Genomic DNA, 20,680 nt, shown 5'->3' on the forward strand with positions numbered 1-20,680 from the left:
GTTGTAATTATAATTGTTAGTTTAATTCAGCATAAAGGAAAAGATGATGAAAAAGCAATTGAAATTACAAAGGAATTATTTAAAACAAGTCCGTTATTTAACATTGGCTCATTTGCAGTTATGTTAGTATTAGTTGCTTTATACGCTGTTTTTTGGAAATAGAAATAGTTATTTATAATTTAAAAGAGTTGGTGAAAGCCAACTCTTTTTGTTTTATAATAGATGATTTTTAATAAATCTGTAATATTTAGGTTGTCAATTTATTTTTTGTTTTAAATTTGAGCAGCTATTTGAATAAATATGGTGTTAATTAGCCCTTATTTAATATAATAACTTCAATTTGAGTAACCTAAGTGAGTTTAAAATTTATATAAGGAATTAATGAATATTGATAAAATTAAAAAATTTCTAAGTTCTATAGAGCAAATTCCTTCGTTGTTTTATCTTGTTAAGTGGTTGTTAATATGTACTGTTATAGGGGTTATAGTTGGCGGTATTTCAGCCTTTTTTCTTTTAAGTCTTGAGTGGGTTACTAATTGGAGAGAATCACATTTATGGATTATAGCTTTGTTGCCAGTAGGTGGTTTTATTATTGGAATTTCGTATCATTTGTATGGTGATAGTGTTGTAAAAGGTAATAACTTATTGTTAGAAGAATTTCATTCACCCAAAAAAATAATTCCTTTTAAAATGGCACCTTTAGTGTTGTTTGGCACATTAGTTACTCATTTTTTTGGTGGTTCAGCTGGTAGAGAGGGTACTGCTGTTCAAATTGGTGGAGCCGTAGCCGATCAGTTTACAAAATTATTAAAGTTGTCAAAAAGAGATCGTCAAATTGTACTAATAATTGGTATTAGTGCAGGTTTTGCAGCGGTTTTTGGAACACCATTAGCCGGTGGAATATTTGCGTTGGAAGTGTTGGTTTTAGGACGCATTAGATTGGATGCTATTATACCGAGTTTTATGGGAGCAGTTTTAGCCAATTATTTCTGTGAAATATGGAATGTATCTCATACACATTATACCATAAGTTCAGTTGCTGAAATGAATCCTGTAAACTTATTATGGGCTTTATTGGCAGGAATTATTTTTGGATTGGCAGCGATGCTTTTTTCAAAATCTACGCATTTTTGGGGTAATTTATTTTCAAAATATATAAAATATCCGCCGTTACGACCTGTGGTTGGTGGTGCTGTTTTAGCAGTAGCTATTTACGCCATTGGAACTACAAAATATATTGGTTTAGGAATCCCTATGATTGTTGATGCGTTCAACAATAATTTAAACTCGTACGACTTTTTATTAAAAGTACTTTTTACTTCTTTCACTTTAGGAGCTGGCTTTAAAGGAGGTGAAGTAACGCCGCTATTTTTTATAGGTGCTACTTTAGGAAACGTGTTAATTTGGTTTATACCTTTACCTATGAGTTTATTAGCAGGAATGGGGTTTGTAGCTGTTTTTGCAGGGGCTACAAATACACCTATAGCTTGTACAATTATGGGAATTGAATTGTTTGGAATTGAATCGGGCGTTTTTATAGCCATTGCTTGTAGTACAGCATATTTGTTTTCAGGCCACTCAGGTGTATATTCTTCTCAAATAATTGGTAGCCCAAAAAATAATAGTTATTTAAGAGAAAAAGGATTGGCTTTGTTTGAAGTAAGAAAAAAAAGAGCTTCAAAATAAATAAATCAGTTATTTTTTAAGTGAAGTAATTATAAAAAAAAAGCCTATATATAGAATGTTTATAGGCTTTTTTTAAAGTTATTAAGTAGTAAATTTAATCAATAAATTTAAAGTAATCAAGTTCAACTTTAAATTTTTTATTTCCTTTAAAAACCAAATAGATATCTTTAATTCCTGTTACATTTTTAATTTTGCAATTAATTGTTGAAGCAGTAGATTTTTCATCAATATAAACTGTCCCAATTAACAATCCCTTAAGCTTGTTCATTCGAATTTCAATTTCCCCTTTACCTTTTACTTTTTGAAGTAAGGCTTCAAAGCGTTCTTTTTTAGTTTCAAAATTTACATTTGCATATTTTACCCAACTATTATTAGTAATATCCGTTAATACAAAGCCATTTTTTTTAGTTCCTTTTTTTATAATATTTGGAGATACTTCATAATACCATTCAGCTTCTATTTTATCCCAAGAGGCATTGTATTGGCCAACTCCATTGCTAAAGTGTAAATCTAAAAAATTAGTATCAGTTACAATTTCGCCGTTATCATCAATATGGCAATAAGAAATGATAGATTCTCTGAATTTATATCCATTTTTAATATAATAGCACCATATATGGTAAAACTGACCTTTCCACCAAAAAAAACTACTATGTGCTAATTCATTAAGGTTATAACCTTTACCAACAGCACCAACACATTTATAAGGGCCGTATAAATTTTTTGAAATGGCATATTGGTTTCCCCAACTTAAATAATACGTGTCTTTATTTTTAAAAAGGTAATTTTTATCCATCCATTTCGGTGCATTTTCCCAACCTTCACCAATAATTTCTATAGGTTTTGGTGCTTCCGAAGTTGAAATCATATCCTCGTTTAATTTTGCGATATAATAAGAGTCAGATTTATCGCCATAAACTATATAAGGCGTGTTTTTAACATCATCATCTATAAAAATTGTAGGATCGTGTAACGGCGCAACAAGTGGTTTTCCTAAGGCATCTTTAAAAGGTCCAGTAGGAGAATTTGCTGTCATTACCCCAATACCTCTTTTTTGATCAGAAAAATAAAAATAATAGTTGCCGTTTCTGGTTGCTGCATCACTAGCCCAACAATCTATACTGTTTTCATCCATATAATTATCTTTGGGTGAAATGGTAGTTGTTAAATTCCAGTCTAATAAATTAGTAGAAGAAAAAACTCTCCAATCCTTCATTACCCATAGCTTATCTTCGGGAGAATCATCATGACCGCTATACAAGTGTAGTGTATCATTAAAAACTCGAATATGTGGGTCTGAAACTCCTTTGTGTTTTGTAACAGGATTTTGACCAAAGCTTAAATTTGTTATAAAAAATAAGATATTTAAAATAAGTATAGTTCGTAATTGCAGTAATCTCATAGTATAAAAATAGTTAACGTAAACAACTTTTGTTAAGTTTTATAGTGTTAATAAAATTAAACCAAAAACTTTTTTCTTAAATCTTCTACTTGTTCGTTATTCATAGGTGTCATTTTCCCTAATGAAGTACCTAGTACAATTGATTTTGCACTAAATTCAGCAACTTCTAAATAATCAAATGTTTGCAATAATTGATCTCCAGTGATGATAACTGAATCATTTTGGATAATTGTTGCTGTAGAGTTTGCGTTTAAAATATCCTGATTGTTGGTTGCTTTGAAATGTTCACCATATTTAAGAGCCTCAACATCTTGCAAGAAAATCCAACTTTCTGGGATGGTACGTACATCAAAATGGGTGTCTGTTACTCCAAAAGCCATTAGGTATGGCGATTGTGTCATAATAATAGAATTTACCTTTGGATTATTTTTGTAAATTTCTTGATGAATCCATGCAGCCCTACTCGGTGTTTTTCCTTTTTCTCTTTTTCCATCTTTAATTTGAACAATATCTTCAATTGCTAAATCCCAACGGTTTACATTTGTAGGTGTAATTAAAAGATCATTTTCGTTCCATCTTACAGAAGCTGTTCCAAAAGAGCTAATCATTAATCCTTGTTCACAGGCACGTTTTACAATTTTGCAAATTTCCAATCGTTTTTCAACCTCATCTGAAGCGTATTCAATACCGTCAATTTCTGGTAGCATAGCTGGGACTTGTGCTTCAAATTCATTAATTTGAATATCCGTTAAATAGTTTGGCGTACCAATTTGAGTGCCATATAAAATTGTACTAGCACAGAACTCTAGAGTTTCAAATCGTTTAAAAGCATCGTTTAAATCACTTCCACCTAAAACAGTTCCGTGGTTTTCCATGATAATTGCTTTGTATCCTTTTTTAAATTCTTCAGCAATAATATCTCCTAGCTCTTCGCTACCAGGTAATTCATAGTCTGCATATCCAATTGGGCCACAAATGTTTTTGGCTTGTGAACTCATATTTGTGTTTGGTATTTGACGAACAATACTAAAAGAAACTAGCGCTGGTGGATGTGCATGAATAACAGATTTAAGTTCTGGGCGAACCTGATAAATTGCTTTGTGAAATGGAAATTCAGAAGAAGGTTTGTGTTTTCCAATAACAGTTCCATCTTTTTTTACACATATAATATCTGAGGGCTTTAAAGAACCTTTATCTACGGCTGAAGGAGTTACCCAAACATCACCATTGGCGTCAATTATTGAAATATTTCCACCTGATGTAGTTGTCATACCTCTTTTATATATTCTACTAATAATAGTAGCTATTTGATCTCTTGGGTGTACAAATTTTATCTTTTCTGACATTTTTTATGTAAAATTATTTAATAAATACTCGGTATGTTTTTAATAAAATGGGAACCCTGATTGTGTTTGAGGATTCACTTACTAAATATCAAAATTATAGCAAGGTTTAAATAATTCTATCCTGTACTGCACTGTTCTGTGCTGAATACAGACAGTTTGAGTTGTTTTTGTTTGTTTAGTAAGGATATTTAAATTAGTGTAATTCTTAAGTTTTGTTTAAGGCTGCTTATTCTGAATATGGAGTTTTAAGGCTGTGTTTAGTTTTTTTTAATAACATTTGTCTTTTAGGGTTGTTGTTGTGCTTAAATATAATACGCGTAAAAAAATAATTCAAGTAATTCATAATTAATTAATTAATTAATTATGAATTACTTGAATTTTGATCTATTTGATGTTTTTAGGTTTAATGTACGGGTGTTACTGTATAGTTGGGTTTAAATACAGAATACTTAAAAGTATTTAAGTTTAGTAGCGTTAGTAGATTTTATGGTTGAATTAAAAAACAAAAAATGGCTGTCACATATAGGTGTGGTAGAGATTTTAATTAAATTGAGTGTATGTGTGCTGTGTGTCTGCACAGAACGGTACAGGATAGTACAGGGCAGCATAGTTTCTAAGTTGGAGTTAATTTGTTGTAGAATAATTTAAATATTAATTTTTTAACAAACAAACTTACCAAACATGAAAAAAAAATTATTAGGACACGGTTATTTAACAAGAATGACTTGTTATGTAGCATTGTTATTATGGGGAATAGGTAGTTTTACTGCCTTTGCTCAAGAACGTAGTATTACGGGGGCAGTGAAATCGTCTGACGGCATGGGATTACCTGGCGTAAACGTAATTCAAAAAGGAACTTCAAATGGTGTTACAACCGATTTTGACGGAAACTATTCTATCAATGTAGGGCAAGGTTCAGCGACTTTGGTTTATTCATTTATGGGGTTTAAAACAAAAGAGGTTTTAATTAGTAATAATACAACTATTAACGTAGTACTTGATGAGGATTCTCAAAGTTTAGATGAGGTAGTTGTAGTTGGTTATGGTACGCAATCTAAAGCTAACCTTACCGGTGCTGTTGGTATTGCCAAGGGTGAAGTTCTTGAAGACAGACCTATTGCTACAGTAGGGCAAGGTTTACAAGGTGTTGTACCAGGTTTAAATGTTACTGTTCAAAATGGTGACCCTTCACAAAGTACAGATTTTAATATTCGTGGTTTCGAATCTATTAATGGTGGTTCTCCATTAATTTTAGTAGATGGTATTCCTATGGATATTAACTCTTTAAATCCAAATGATATTGAAAGTATTACGGTATTGAAAGATGCTGCAGCTGCTGCAGTATATGGAGCTCGTGCCGCTTTTGGAGTTATTTTGGTGACAACTAAAAAAGGAAAAAAAGGAAAGGTAAGAGTTGAGTTAAGTACTGAATATGGTATCTCAAGCCCTATATTCCATATGGATCCTGTGAATGATCCTTATACGTTTGTGAATGCTTGGAATGAAGCAGCAGTAAATGCTGGTGGAAATCCTGTTTACGATCAAGATATGATTGACGGAACGCAAAGATGGTCTGAAAACCCTACAGAAGCAAATACTTGGGGTGTAAAGGACGACGAACTTCGTTTTTACGGTTTTAATAACTATCAGCGTCAAATTGTAACTGAATCTTCTCCTCAACAAAAATATGATATGAGTATTTCTGGAGCTACAGACAAAACGTCTATTTATGCTTCTATTGGGTATTTTGGTAAAAAAGGATTTTTAAATGTTCCTGGTAAAAACCAACATTTTCAACGTTATAATACATTATTAAGTGCTGAAATTAGAGTAAATGATTGGTTGAAATTGACTGAAAGAGTTGTGTATACAAACCAGTCAGATGATAATCCACATACCTATTCATATGATTCAGGTTTAAATACAGTTGCGAGAGTTACACCGGTAGATCTTATTGATTTTCCAGACCTTCCTTATTACTTAAACCCTGGAGATCGTGATCAATACGAACAATATATCGGAATGGGATTTGATAGCTTTAATTCATTACCATATATTAGAGAAGGTGGTCGTGATACGTGGACAAAACATAATATTGTATTGACACAAGGAGTTCAGCTTGATCTTGCAGAAGGATTAATGGTGAAAGGAGATTTTTCATACAATATGAATTTTAGAGATCAACAAAATGTTGCGAGTAAATTAAATGTATTGGCAAATAGCAACCTTTCATCTTTAAATGTAAACAATGGTTTTAGTGCCAATGATTATATCCAGAATAGAACAAATTACAGCCAGTATTTTACAACAAATATTTATGCTGAATACACGTATGATAAATTGGATGACCATTTCATTAAAGGTATGGTTGGTTACAATCAAGAAAACGGTAAAACAAAACAGGTTACTGCACGTGCAAATAATTTAATCACTCCAGGTATTACAGATTTAGATGTAACAACAGGTGATCAATTTACTGGTGGAGGCCAACAACATTTTGCTTTGAGAGGAATGTTTTTTAGATTAAATTACAACTATAAAGAAAGATATTTCTTAGAAATAAATGGTCGTTATGATGGAACTAGTAGATTTCCAAAAGCAGATAGATTTGGATTCTTCCCTTCATTCTCTGCAGCTTGGAGAATTTCTAATGAAGAGTTTATGTCTGGAACAACAGGGTGGTTAGATAACTTAAAACTAAGAGGTTCTTATGGTGAGCTTGGTAACCAAATAATTTTAAAGAATGGACAACAGGATTATTATCCATATGTTCCTTCATTATCTGCAAATAGTGGTAATTTCATTATGAATTCAGGTGAAACTCCTTTTGTAAATGCAGCTGGATTGGTTAGTTCAACATTAACTTGGGAGACTGTAGCTACAACAAACTTTGGTTTGGATATGACAATGTTAAATAGCAGATTAAATGTTTCTGCAGATGTATATCAAAGAGATACTAAAGACATGCTTTTAGGAGTGTCTAAGCCCGCAATTTTAGGTGCAAGTGCTCCAAAAGAAAATGGTGCAGATTTAAGAACAAGAGGATGGGAATTAGCTGTTACTTGGAAAGATTATGTGAATGAAGATTGGAGTTATGGTGTTACTGCTTCAGTAGCAGATAGTCAAACTGAAATCACAAAATTTGACAATCCAACAGGTCGTTTTACTACATTTTATGAGGGTAAAAAAATAGGAGAAATTTGGGGATATGAAACTCAAGGAATTTTTCAATCTGAAGAAGAAGTTGCAAGCGCAGCAGACCAAAGCAGTGTTAATAGTGGAACTTGGGTTCCTGGAGATATTAGATATGCAGATTTAAACGGAGATGGTATTATTGATAAAGGAACAACGACTCTTGATGATAGAGGAGATATGAAAATTATTGGAAATTCATCAGCAAGATATTCTTTTGGTATTAATGGAAATGTAAAGTGGAAAGGATTATCATTAGACATGTTCTTTCAAGGGTTGAAAAGAGATTACTTACCGCCTAATTCTCCTTGGGGAGCATTTTATCCATACAATTCAGGGTATGCTGAGAAATATTATTTAACAGATACTTGGAGTGAAGATAACAGAGATGCTTATTTTTCTAGACCTATGATTTCTACAAATAATAGTAAAAATATTCAGGCACAATCACGTTATGTTCAAAATGCATCCTATATACGTTTAAAAAATGTAACGTTAAACTATAACTTACCTGAAGAAACAGTAACTTCAATAGGTTTGAGTAAAGTAGCAGTTTATCTTTCAGGTATGAATTTATGGGAATCTACAGGAATGCGTAAACCATTAGATCCAGAAAATGTTTACTCTAGTCTTAATCAACAATACTATTTTGACCGTACTTATAGTTTAGGTGTAAAAGTAGCATTTTAATTAATCCTTAATAAAAACAATATCACAATGAATAAAAATATAAAAAGAATAGGAATTTTATTTTTTGCAAGCTTTATTTTATGGAGTTGCAATGATGATTACTTAGAGAGATATCCACTGGATGAATTGAGTAATGAAACCTTTTGGAAAACGGAGAATGATTTAAAGGTATATAACAATAGCATATATGACCGTTCAAAAAAGGATGACCAGAATGTAGTTTTAATGGCGCATGATTCTAAATTTGCGAGTACACGTGCTAGCTACCAATATTGGGATGAGTTTACAGATAATTTATCACCAGTAGCGGGTGAAGGTAGGACAAACCGTTATAAAGATGTACGTGCAGGGATTCATATTCCAGGAAACAGACAATCTTTTGGGTATAGAGCTTGGGATTTTTTAAGAGCTGTAAATGTTGGTTTAGATAATTATCAAAATGCAGTTGATTTAGATCAAGCAGTTATTGATAAATACGCTGCAGAAGCACGTATGTTTCGTGCTTGGTTTTATTCAGATAAAGTTTCAAAATTTGGAGACAATCAATGGGTAGATCACGAAGTAGCAACTGATGAAGACGATATTTTATTTGGAGAAAGAGATCCAAGAGATGAAGTTATGGCACATGTGTTAGAAGATCTTAACTTTGCAGTTGATAATATACCTACAAATTGGGGGCTTGGTGAAGATCCGGGAAGATTAAATTACTGGGATGCTTTAGCATTAAAATCAAGAATTTGTTTATTTGAAGGTACTTGGCAAAAATACCATGGTGGTTCAAATGCAAATATGTGGTTACAAGAAGCTGCAGATGCTGCTAAATTATTAATTGACGGAGGTGTTTACTCTTTAAATTCAACTGGAGACTATACTACTTCTTATAACGATTTACACCGTTCTCAAGATTTATCTGGAAACCCAGAAATAATTCACTGGGTAAAATATGAGTCAGGAATTAGAGATAATAATATCATGAAATATTATGTGTACTATTCAGGTGGTGCAACAAAAAATATGGTTGAAGATTATTTATGTACAGATGGTAAACCTATTACTTTATCTTCAGAATATGCAGGTGATGCACAAATTGAAGATGTGTTTGTAAATCGTGATCCGCGCTTAAGACAAACAGTATTGCATCCTGCAGATAAAGATTATTACGCTTACAATAAAGGAGATGTAAATGATTATCCAAGAATGGCAAATATGCAAATGTCTGGAGGGAAATCTTCAAGTACAGGGTACCATATTATTAAAACATATGTTTCAAGTGTCCATGCAGGTGGTCATAATAGTGGTACTACTCCAGGTATTGTATTTAGATTAGGAGAAGTGATGTTAAACTATGTTGAAGCAATGGCAGAATTAGGAACAATTTCTCAAGGAGATTTAGATATTACAATCAATAAATTAAGAGATAGAGTAGGAATGCCTCATTTAACTGTAAATCCAGAAATGGATCCTCGTTATGCTAACGATGGAGTTTCAGCTTTAATTGTTGAAATTAGACGTGAGCGTAGAGTTGAGTTGTTTAGCGAAGGGTTTAGATATAATGATTTAAGACGTTGGAAACAAGGAAAGAAATTAGAAGAACCAAACTTAGGAATATTTTGGGACGATGCAGCTGCTGCAAGATATCCAGGAGCAAATCCTCAAACAACAATTGTAGATGGAAAAGCGTATATAAATCCTTATAAAGGAACAAGTTGGGAAAACCCAGTTTTTGATGAAGGAAAACATTATTTATGGCCAATTCCATTAAATGATTTAAGTGAAAATCCAAATTTGGGCCAAAATCCAGGTTGGTAATTCATAAATAAGTTTATTGAAAAGCGTATCCAATCACTGGATGCGCTTTTTTTTGGATAAAGAATAACGAACATAAATTTATATATAGGAATAATTTGTTTTTTTACAAAAAGCAGAACGGAGCAGGATACTCAATCTTTTTTTTTTGTATAAGTTTGGTTTTTAATGTTTTTACGGTGTAAAAACAGAATTAATTTTAAATAATTAATATTGAAATCCATAAATAAATGACTAAAAATAGTTTTTATATTGCAATTCTAATACTGCTAGTTAGTTTTCAAACTAAAATAATTGCGCAAAAAAAGGAGGTTAAAAAACCAAACATTATTTTTATTTTAACTGATGATCAACGTTGGGACGCCATTGGATATGTAGGCAATGAATTAGCATATACTCCAGAAATGGATAAGTTGGCTAAATCAGGTGCTTTTTTTAACAACACCATTGCAACTACACCAATTTGTGCAGCAAGTAGAGCTAGTATTTTTAGTGGTTTGCAAGAACGTACACATGGGTATACGTTTCAAACTGGCCCTATGAAAACTGAGTATATGCAGCAAGCTTATCCTAAAATATTAAAAGAAGCAGGTTATTACACCGCATTCTTTGGAAAATTTGGAGTAAAGTATAAAAATACCGCAGAACTATATGATGAATTTGATGATTACGATTTATTATATTCAAAAAAAGATAAGTCAAGTTACTACTATAAAACAATAGATAAAGATACAGTACACTTAACTAGATATACTGGTTATCAGGCATTAAATTTTTTAGACAATGTAAGTAGCGAACAACCTTTTTGTTTGCAATTAAGTTTTAGTGCACCACACGCAAGTGATAATACTACAGAGCAGTATTTTTGGCAAGAACCATCAAATCATGTATTAGAAAATACAACGGTGCCTGAAGCAAATATTTCATCAGATAGTGATTATGAAAAATTACCTCAAATAGTAAAAGATGGATTTAACCGTTACAGATGGCATTGGAGGTATGATACACCTGAAAAATACCAATACAATGTAAAAGGTTATTATAGAATGATTGCCGGAATAGATTATGAAATTGAAAAAATCCGTAAAAAATTAGATGAAAAACAATTGGCAGATAATACGGTAATTATTTTAATGGGAGATAACGGTCAAATTTTAGGTGAACGTCAAATTGCAGGTAAGTGGTTAATGTACGAAAACTCTATTAAAGTGCCTTTAATTATTTACGATCCAAGAGTTGGAAATCCACATGAAATTGATGAAATGGCTTTAAATATCGACATTCCTTCAACTATTTTAGATTTGGCAGGTATTGAAAGGCCTACATCTTGGCACGGACAAAGTTTAGTGCCATTCATAAACAATAAAAACGCAAGTTTAAAACGTGATACTATTTTAATAGAGCATTTATGGGAGTTTGAAAATATTCCTCCAAGTGAAGGTGTGAGAACTAATAAATGGAAATATTTTAGATATGTAAATGACAAGTCTGTTGAAGAATTATACAATTTAGAAGAAGACCCAATGGAAGTGAATAATTTAGTAATGGATAAAAAATATCACAAAGAACTACTAAATTTAAGAGCTAAATGTGAGGAGTTAATTGTAAAATATAGAGACCCTTATTCTGGAACTCCTTCAGGTTTAACTACTAAAATTAGTAACCGAAAACCAACATTTAATTGGGTAGTTCCAACGGAAGCTACCAGTCAAACAGGGTATCAAATATTAGTTGCTTCTTCAAAAGAAAATATTGAAAATAATATTGGCGATGTTTGGAATAGTAAACGTATCAATGAAAACACTTCAACAAATATTTTATTTAAAGGAAGATCTTTCTTATTGAATAGAACTTATTTTTGGAAAGTTCGTGTTTGGGATGTTGATAAAAGAACAGGAATTTATTCAGAACCACAATCATTTGAAATCAAATAGAATTAATAATATAAATTTTAAAATTAATAAATAACAACCATGTATAAAGTATATCTCTCACTAGTTTTTTTAGTATTAGTAGCTAGTTGTCAAACAACTGAAGTTAAAAATGAAAGCCCTGCAGATGCAGAAATTAGTAAAAAAGTTGCAGCACTTTTAAGTGAAATGACTTTAGAAGAAAAAATTGCAGAATTAACACAAGATGCTCCAGCAAATGAACGCTTAGGAATTCCAATTATGAACTATAGTGAGTGTTTACATGGTTTGTGGTTAGAAGGTGCAACAGTATATCCACAAGCAATAGCTTTAGGTTCAACTTGGCAACCAGAATTATTAACCGAAATGACTACACAAATTGCATTAGAAGCGCGTGCGGCTAATTTAACGCACTGTTATTCTCCTAATTTAGATGTAATTTCAGGTGATGCACGTTATGGTCGTGTTGAAGAATCGTATGGTGAAGATCCATATTTAGTTTCAAAAATGGGTGTTGCTTTTATTGAAGGTTTACAAGGAACAGGTGATGAGTATTTAGATGAAAACCACATTATTGCAACTGCAAAACACTTTGTTGGGTATCCTGAAAACAGAAGAGGAATTAATGGTGGTTTTAGCGATATGTCTGAACGTAGATTGTACGAAGTTTTTATGCCTCCTTTTGAAGCAGCTGTAAAGGAAGCAAAAGTAGGTTCAATTATGCCAGGTCACCAAGATTTTAATGGGGTTCCAATGCATATGAATAACAAATTGTTAGTGGATGTTTTACGTAAAGAATGGGGGTTTGATGGTTTTATAGTATCAGACAATAATGATGTTTTACGTTTAAATTCAATGCATTTTATTGCTGAAAATAGAGTAGAAGCGGCTATTTTAGGATTAAAAGCAGGTGTAGATATGGATTTAGTTATAGGGAAAAGTCCTGATTATTCTACTTATATTGATGTTGTTTTAGTAGAAGCAGTAAAAAAAGATCCTTCAATAGAAAAATATATCGATCAAAGTGTGTCACGTATTCTTACCGCCAAATACAAATTAGGTTTGTTTGAAAGGTTAGATGATCAAGATTCAAAAGAAGTTGTAAGTACAAAAGAAAGCCAAGATGTTGCTTTAAAAATTGCTAAAAAAGCAATTACATTACTTAAAAACGACAATAATTTATTACCACTAAATGCAAATAAAATTAAAAGTATTGCGGTAATTGGACCAAACGCTGCAGAGGTTCGTTTAAAAAACGGAAAATATCCTCAATTGGGTGGTTACGCAGGTATTCCTCCTTATTATACTTCAGTTTTAGAAGGTATTCAAAATAAAGTAGGAAATGATATTAAAGTGAATTATGCTTTAGGTGCATCTTTAAAAAGTACTTCAACAAAAGGTTTTGCCGAAGCAGTTGCAGCAGCAAAAAAATCAGATGTTGTTATATTAGCTATTGGAGGTTCTACACAAACTTGTGGTGAAGGATTAGATAGAGCTGATGTAGATTTATTTGGAGTTCAAAATGAATTGGTTGAAGCAATTCATAAAACAGGAAAACCAATTGTTGCTGTTTTAATCAATGGGCGTCCACTGTCAATTAATTATGTTGCTGAAAATATTCCAGCAATTTTAGAAACTTGGTATTTAGGAATGAATTCTGGTGAAGCTATTGCTGAAACATTATTTGGAGATAACAATCCAGGAGGTAAATTAACAGTTTCTTTTCCGCGTTCAGTAGGACAAATTCCTGTTACTTATTTAGAAAAACCTGATTTTGTTGGTTCAGGAAAAGGACTGTATAAATTTTCAGATAAAACGCCTTTATTCCCATTCGGATTTGGGTTAAGTTATACAACATTTGAATATTCAAACTTAAAATTAGCAGAAACTACAATTGCACCTAATGGAGCTACAATAGTATCTGTTGATGTTACCAATTCAGGAAAAGTTGATGGTGATGAGGTGGTTCAAATGTACGTGAGAGATGATTTTGCTTCCGTAGGAAGATATAATAAAATGCTAAAAGGTTTTGAACGTATTCATTTAAAAGCTGGTGAAACTAAAACCGTACAGTTTGAATTGAATTTTGAAAATCTTTCAATTTACAATCAAGAAATGGTTAAAGTTGTAGAGCTTGGTGATTTTACAATTTCAGTAGGTGCATCTTCTTTAGCTAAAGATTTACATGAAATTAAATTAACTGTAAAATAATAGTTATTAAAATATATTTCAGATGAAAAATATAGACAAGATTAAAAGTTTATTGGTTTTATTGTTTTTTCTACCATCATTATTAATGGCACAAACATACCCTTTTATATTGCCAGCTACTGTTACTGCAGAGTTAAATGTAGAGACAACCAATACAGAAGATTTTAAAAACACTTTATTAGGGTATAATATAGAAGGTTTTAATACAAACCTTCAGAAAGATTTTATTAGGTTGGTAGATCCAATAACTATTCGTTTTCCACATGGTGTGTGGGCAAATTTTTACGAATGGCAAGATGATACATATCAACAAGATAGCTATGATAATGGAACTCATCAAGCAACATTAGATATTTATGTTGATCGTATTAAAGGGCATATTGGAGGTATAGCAGCGTTAAATAAAGAAAGAGTTGATGCAGGCAGAAAAGGTTTTGACATGATGTGGACCTACTCTATTAATTTTGATGATGGTGCTAGTAGTGTAGCCAGAGCAAAAAAAGACATTGCACTTGGTTTGGAAGTAAAGGATATCGAACTAGGAAACGAACATTTTTGGAAGAATCAGAGGTCAAACAGAACCGCAACCGAAGCAGATTATTTAAGAGAAGCGAAAGCAGTATCTGCCGCTTTAAAGGACGAATTTCCTGATATACGAGTTTCAATACCGCTTTCTTGGAGACATGCACAAGCTGGTACAACTATAAATCATGCAGCTTATAATGCAGCAATAGCTGATGATGGTTCTTATTTTGATGCCTTATCAATTCATAAATATTTAGGAGCTGATCCAGATCAGCCAGGTGAAAGTAATAGTGCATATGAAGCCTTGTTAACTGCTAAACTAGAATTGGCAGAAGATGTAAATTGGGTAAGAGATAATTACGGGCCAGGAAAACCTATATGGTTAACAGAATGGGGAGTGTCTGCAGGTTCTGATGTACACGGAGCTGCTTGTTTAGGTATGGCAGATGCATATTTATATATGGCAGAGAATCAACAAGTTTTTGATAGAGCAAATTGGTTTAGTTTTAATAGAGTATTAAACGCTATGGTAGTTGTTGGTAGTAATAGAGAGCCTGTGTATCCATTACAAAAAAGAGGTTATTTATCTACTTACGAAATTTTACACAGTGTATTAAAAGACGCTACTTTATTAAAGAGTAACGTATCTTCATCGGCTCAATTAACTACAACAAGGGGTTCGGTTAATGCTGTAAATGCAAGAGCAGTAACCAAAGATGGTAATACAACAGTAATCGCAATAAACCTTAGTGATAAACCTGTTGAGTTTACCCTGAAATTTGACAATATTGTTTATGGTGGTAGTTTTAAACACGAAGCATTGAAATTTGACAATGTTGGCGTAATAGATCCAATAGATTTTTATTCTAACCCTCTAACGCTTGTTAAATCGGGTTCAGGAACCATTACTCTACCACCATTGTCTATTAGCAAAATAACTGAGGTAACATTAGACCCTACAGTTAAATTTATTCCAGGAACCATTGAAGCCGAAGATTATAAATCAGGTGGAGAGGGCGTAGGATACTCTGATACAACATTAGGTAATAGCTTGAATGCTAGCTCATTTGCTGACGGTGTTGATGTTGGTATTTTTAATTCAACAACATATGTGGGTGGTACACAAACCGGTGAATGGTTAAAATATGATGTAAATGTGTTACAGGATGGAGATTATGACGTTGAATTTTTATATGCAGCTGCAACTGCTGGATCAATTAGTTTAGAAATTGATGACATAGGAATATTTAAAAATCATGAATTACAGTCAACACCAAACAATGGTGCTGACTTTCAATTAAGTCCAAAAGTGTCAATTGATTTAGCACAAGGACAACATAATTTAAAAATAAAAGTAGAAAAAGGAGGGTTTAATTTAGATAAAATGAATTTTATTTACGTAGTACCACCTCCGGCACCTTCTTTTGTGTCTCCAGCCAATGGTGCAATTATTCTTCCTGGATCAGATATTGAGGTGGAAGCTTCAACTACTTTAGGTTCTTCTGAAATTAAAAGTATGGAACTTTTTATTAATGATGTATCAGTACGTTTACTTAACACAGGACCATTTAAATGGGGGTATGCAGGATTAGGAGATACTTTACTAGAAAACATTGCTGAAGGTGATTATACTTTAAAGTTAGTACTTACCAATGTTAGAGATAACACTTCAGAGACGGTTATAGTAGTAAATAGCCAAGCAGGTGTTACACAGCCTTTTAGTGGTGCATTACATCAGGTTCCAGGGAAGATAGAAGTTGAAGACTACGATCTTGGTGGTGAAGGATTCGCTTATCATGATAGTAGTTTAGGTAATGATACAAGCGGGTATAGAACTGAAAATGATGTTGATTTAACAACTGGAGGTTCAGGAATTGTTTCTAATGCTTTAAGCGGTGGCGAATACACTAGATATTCTATTAATGTTACAGAGAGCGGTAGTTACCACATGTTGGTAAATTATAAAACAAGTTCCAGCACTTCAAAACCTTTTGCGGCTGCATTATTGCCAATTGATTTATCTTCATCAAGAACATTATTTTCACAGGCAGCAGGTTCAACTACTTCAGGTATAATTCATACAGGTGGTACTTATAAAGACTATGTTTCAATTAATTTTGATTTAGACGCTGGTTTTTGGGTATTAGAACTTCAAATTCCTAATGGTGGTGCAGGGCCAAATTACGATTATGTAACCTTGGTAAGAGAAGGTACATTAGGTGTTGAAGATGATGTGTTATTAACAAAACAATTAGTTTTGTATCCAATGCCAAGTAATACGGGTATTTTTAATTTAAGTGAAAGTACTTCTTGGGAAGTGTATTCTATGTTAGGCGTTAAAGTAATGCAAGGAGAAGGTGTTTTAGTGGATATTTCTAAATTTCCAAAAGGAATGTATATCCTAAGAACAGAAAAAGGGATAAGTAAAAGATTATTTTTTCAATAATAAATTACCTATAAATTAAATTTATAGTGCTAAACAGCTTTTTATGTTTTCAATTTTTAAACCATCAAATTCTGCCAGTATTTATTCCAAAATAATGGTGTTGGCTTTGTTTAGCATTTTTCTAGGAATGCAACAAGGCTATTCTCAAAATTGGACAGGGAAATGGATTTGGCAAGCCAATGATGGTCCCGATAATACTTGGATTGCCTTCAGAAAGGAAGTTAACCTTACAACCGTTCCAGAAACAGTTATAGCAAATATAGGTGTTGATAGTAAATACTGGTTGTATATTAATGATCAGTTGGTGAAATTTGAAGGGGGATCAGCGAGAGGACCTGCACCAGGTAATACTTGGTATGATGAAGTAGATATTCAGCCTTATTTAAAAACAGGTACAAATACAATAGCAGTATTGGCATGGTATTGGGGGAGAGAAACCTTTAAAGGAACTCACATTGATAGTGGAAAAGGTGGCTTGGTGTTTCAGGCAGATCTTGGTGATTTCACGTTAATATCAGATAACACATGGAAAGCCAAGTCACATCCTGCCTATGACCTAAATAGTGGAGGTGGTAACAATCGTATTGTTCCATATAATGTGCATTTTGATGCAAATCTAAGCCTTGGGGATTGGAGCTCATCAGCTTGGTACACTTCTGGTTATGATGGCAGTTTATGGGAAGATGCTACAGAAAAAGGTTTGCCAGGAGTAGCACCATGGGGTAATCTTGAAAAAACCTATGTAAAATTAAAAGACCATGGTTTAACAGATTACTTGTCATTAAAAAATGGAGCATCAGCAATTACCTTACCTTTTACAAACAATACAGGGGCTACAATAACTATTGATGCTAAACTACCCTTCAATATGCAGATTACACCATATCTAGAAATTGATTGTGCGGCAGGTAAAATAATAGATATTGCAACAAGTAATACGCAAAATACGATTACAGCAAAATATACTTCTAAATCTGGAAGTCAGCAGTTTGAAGCTTTTTCATGGATGAGTGGGGGTATTGTTACATATCAAATACCAGCTGGAGTTACTATAAACGCCCTAAAATACCGATGGATAAGTGTGGGTGACACGGCAGGAAATTTTGAATGTGACGATGCTTTTTATCAAAGATTATGGTGGATGGGAAGAAATACGTTGTTTGTAAATGCCCGCGATAATTTTATGGATTGCCCCGACAGAGAAAGATCATTGTGGATTGGTGATGTTTCGGATCAGGCAAGTTACCTCTTTTATACCATGGATGAAAATGGTAGAGAATTGTTGAAAAAGGCTATTAGAATGACGATGACATATAGTTTAGATGGTGGAATAATTAGAGGGCAGGTTCCTGGTGGTGGAAAAGAATTACCTACACAAAGTTTACAGTTTATATCTCAGGCTATTTGGCAATATTATTTAAATACAGGCGATGTTGAAACATTGGAATTTGCCTATAGTTATGTGAAGAGTTATTTAGCCCTTTGGAGTATGAATAGTAGCACAAACTTGATCAATATGAGAGCCTGTTCTGGAGATTTTTGCTGGAATTGGGTTGATTGGGACTCAGGGAATACGTTTGACAGGGTGCCTATATTTAATGCCTTATATTATTATGCATTGGATAGTGCTAAAAAAATGGCAGAGGTGCTTAACAAGTCTCAAGATGATATTGATTGGTACGATGGGCGTATTGATCAAATAAAAATAGGTTTCAATAGTAATTATTGGAATGGTAGTTTTTATTCAAGCAATGCGGGTTCTTATCAAGATGATCGAACAAACGCTTTGGCCATTATTACAGGGCTTGCAGATAGTAGTAAATATGATGCAATTGTTAAAAATGTATTGGTGCCAAATCACTTTTGTAGTCCGCATTATGAATGGATGATTGAAGAAGCAATGTGTATCGCAGGAAGTTATAGAGAAGCTTTAGTTAGAATGAGATCTAGATATCAACAACAAGTTAACAATGAAAATACAACAACACTTAATGAGTATTTTACCATAGGGGAAGGTACAGATAACCATGCGTGGAATGCTCCTAACACCATATTATCAAAACACATCGCTGGTATTGCACCAGTAGATGCAGGGTGGAGCAAATATAAAGTATATCCAAACTTAGTACATTTATCTTCAGCGAAACAAGTAATGAGTAGTGTTAAAGGGGATATTACTGTAGATATCAATTTATCAGATACTCAATATCAGTTGGATTTGATTTCTCCAGTAGGAAGTGTTGCTGTAGTAGGGATTCCTAAAGCAAATATTTTAACATCTGAAATTAAGGTCAACGGAGCACTTGTTTGGCAAAATGGAAATTTTATTGACGGTGTATCAATTATAGGAGCAAAAGGTGAGGATGACGAATTTATTTGGTTTGAACTAAATGATGGTAATTGGACTATCATTGCAACAGGTGTTAGACAAACCGTAAATTATATCAATTTTACAGCCCCTTTTGATGGAAATATTGTAGATGTTGGTACTGATTTGGTGGTACGTGCTGAAGCAGGTAGTACCACTACAAATGTAGCTCTTTTTATAAATGGCCAACTTGTAAGATCTATCACAAGCGCACCTTACGTTTGGGGATTGGATCCTCTTGAGGATGTTTCTTTAGCTGATATGCAAGTAGGTGATTACACCCTAAAACTGGTGGCTACAGATAATGAATCAAAATTGGTAGAAACTATTATAAACATAACATGTACAGCTCCAATTGTACAGTTACCTTATGAAGGGATTATTCCAATTCCGGGAACAATTGAGGTTGAAAATTATGATCTCGGAGGTGAAAGTATTGCCTATCATGATGCCGATGCGTCGAATAAGGGTGGTATCTACAGAACCGACAATGTTGATATTGACGTTATTGGAGATATGTATCACATAGGATGGACTGCTAATGGTGAGTGGCTCGAATATACCGTAGATGTTGCAAAAGCAGGGATATATGACATTGATGTTGTTTATTCAGCAGGTAGGACAACACCAGCAAAAATTGGTCTTGAATTGTTTGATGAAGGGACTCAACTTTTTAACAATTTTACGCTACCTATAACTGGCAGTTGGAGTACATATAAAACTATTACAGTTAAGGATGTAAATTTAACCGAAGGAAATCATATAATACGATTAAATATAATAATTAGTGGATGTAATATAGATAAATTAATATTTAGATCACAAGATGTTGCTTTGGGATTGGATGATGAAATACTCAATGAAGGATTAAATGTTTTTCCTGTACCTAGTAATGATGGAGGATTCCAATTAAGTAAGATTTGTCAATGGGAAGTTTTTTCTGTTTTAGGATTGAAACTTAAAGAAGGAGAAGGAATGCAGGTCGACCTATCTCATTTTAGTAATGGAATGTATCTGCTTAGAGTTGACAATAAAACACTTAAATTATTAAAACAATAAAGTATATGTAGCACTTTGTATGATTGTTTTTAGAATAGC

Annotated in this window: 9 protein-coding genes; 7 read left to right on the forward strand and 2 right to left on the reverse strand. The window is 32.9% G+C overall.

Annotation, left to right across the window (positions count from 1 at the left end):
• The first annotated feature begins 381 nt into the window (after positions 1-381).
• On the forward strand, positions 382-1,686 hold the full coding sequence (locus CHB67_RS16185; protein ID WP_089382852.1) for a voltage-gated chloride channel family protein: 1,305 nt from the start codon (positions 382-384) through the stop codon (positions 1,684-1,686).
• 94 nt (positions 1,687-1,780) lie between these two features.
• Here the strand turns inward: CHB67_RS16185 and CHB67_RS16190 are convergent, their stop codons facing one another.
• On the reverse strand, positions 1,781-3,088 hold the full coding sequence (locus CHB67_RS16190; protein WP_089382853.1) for a family 43 glycosylhydrolase: 1,308 nt from the start codon (positions 3,086-3,088) through the stop codon (positions 1,781-1,783).
• A gap of 56 nt (positions 3,089-3,144) precedes the next feature.
• A complete protein-coding gene (locus tag CHB67_RS16195) occupies positions 3,145-4,434 on the reverse strand; it encodes a class II aldolase/adducin family protein (protein WP_089382854.1) in 1,290 nt (429 codons plus the stop codon).
• Positions 4,435-5,115: 681 nt separating this feature from the next.
• On the opposite strand from CHB67_RS16195, the gene CHB67_RS16200 reads away from it, so the two are divergent.
• From CHB67_RS16200 to CHB67_RS16225, 6 genes are all read left to right on the forward strand, one after another.
• Entirely contained in the window at positions 5,116-8,316 is a 3,201-nt protein-coding gene (locus CHB67_RS16200; RefSeq protein ID WP_089382855.1) for a SusC/RagA family TonB-linked outer membrane protein, read from the forward strand.
• 27 nt (positions 8,317-8,343) lie between these two features.
• Positions 8,344-10,125, forward strand: coding sequence for a RagB/SusD family nutrient uptake outer membrane protein (locus tag CHB67_RS16205; RefSeq protein WP_089382856.1), 1,782 nt, complete (start codon positions 8,344-8,346; stop codon positions 10,123-10,125).
• Between the two features lie 227 nt (positions 10,126-10,352).
• Positions 10,353-12,056: a sulfatase family protein gene (locus CHB67_RS16210; RefSeq protein ID WP_089382857.1), complete on the forward strand. Its 1,704-nt coding sequence runs from the start codon at positions 10,353-10,355 to the stop codon at positions 12,054-12,056.
• Between the two features lie 39 nt (positions 12,057-12,095).
• The gene (locus CHB67_RS16215) at positions 12,096-14,243 is read left to right on the forward strand and encodes a beta-xylosidase (protein WP_089382858.1); all 2,148 of its coding nucleotides are present in this window, start codon (positions 12,096-12,098) and stop codon (positions 14,241-14,243) included.
• A gap of 22 nt (positions 14,244-14,265) precedes the next feature.
• Positions 14,266-17,214 (forward strand): carbohydrate-binding protein, encoded by a 2,949-nt coding sequence (locus CHB67_RS16220; RefSeq protein WP_089382859.1) that lies wholly within the window; start codon positions 14,266-14,268, stop codon positions 17,212-17,214.
• A gap of 43 nt (positions 17,215-17,257) precedes the next feature.
• Positions 17,258-20,641: an alpha-L-rhamnosidase-related protein gene (locus tag CHB67_RS16225; RefSeq protein WP_089382860.1), complete on the forward strand. Its 3,384-nt coding sequence runs from the start codon at positions 17,258-17,260 to the stop codon at positions 20,639-20,641.
• Positions 20,642-20,680 lie beyond the last annotated feature (39 nt).

Origin of the sequence: Lutibacter agarilyticus, from assembly GCF_900188235.1 — a bacterium.
GTDB lineage: Bacteria > Bacteroidota > Bacteroidia > Flavobacteriales > Flavobacteriaceae > Lutibacter > Lutibacter agarilyticus.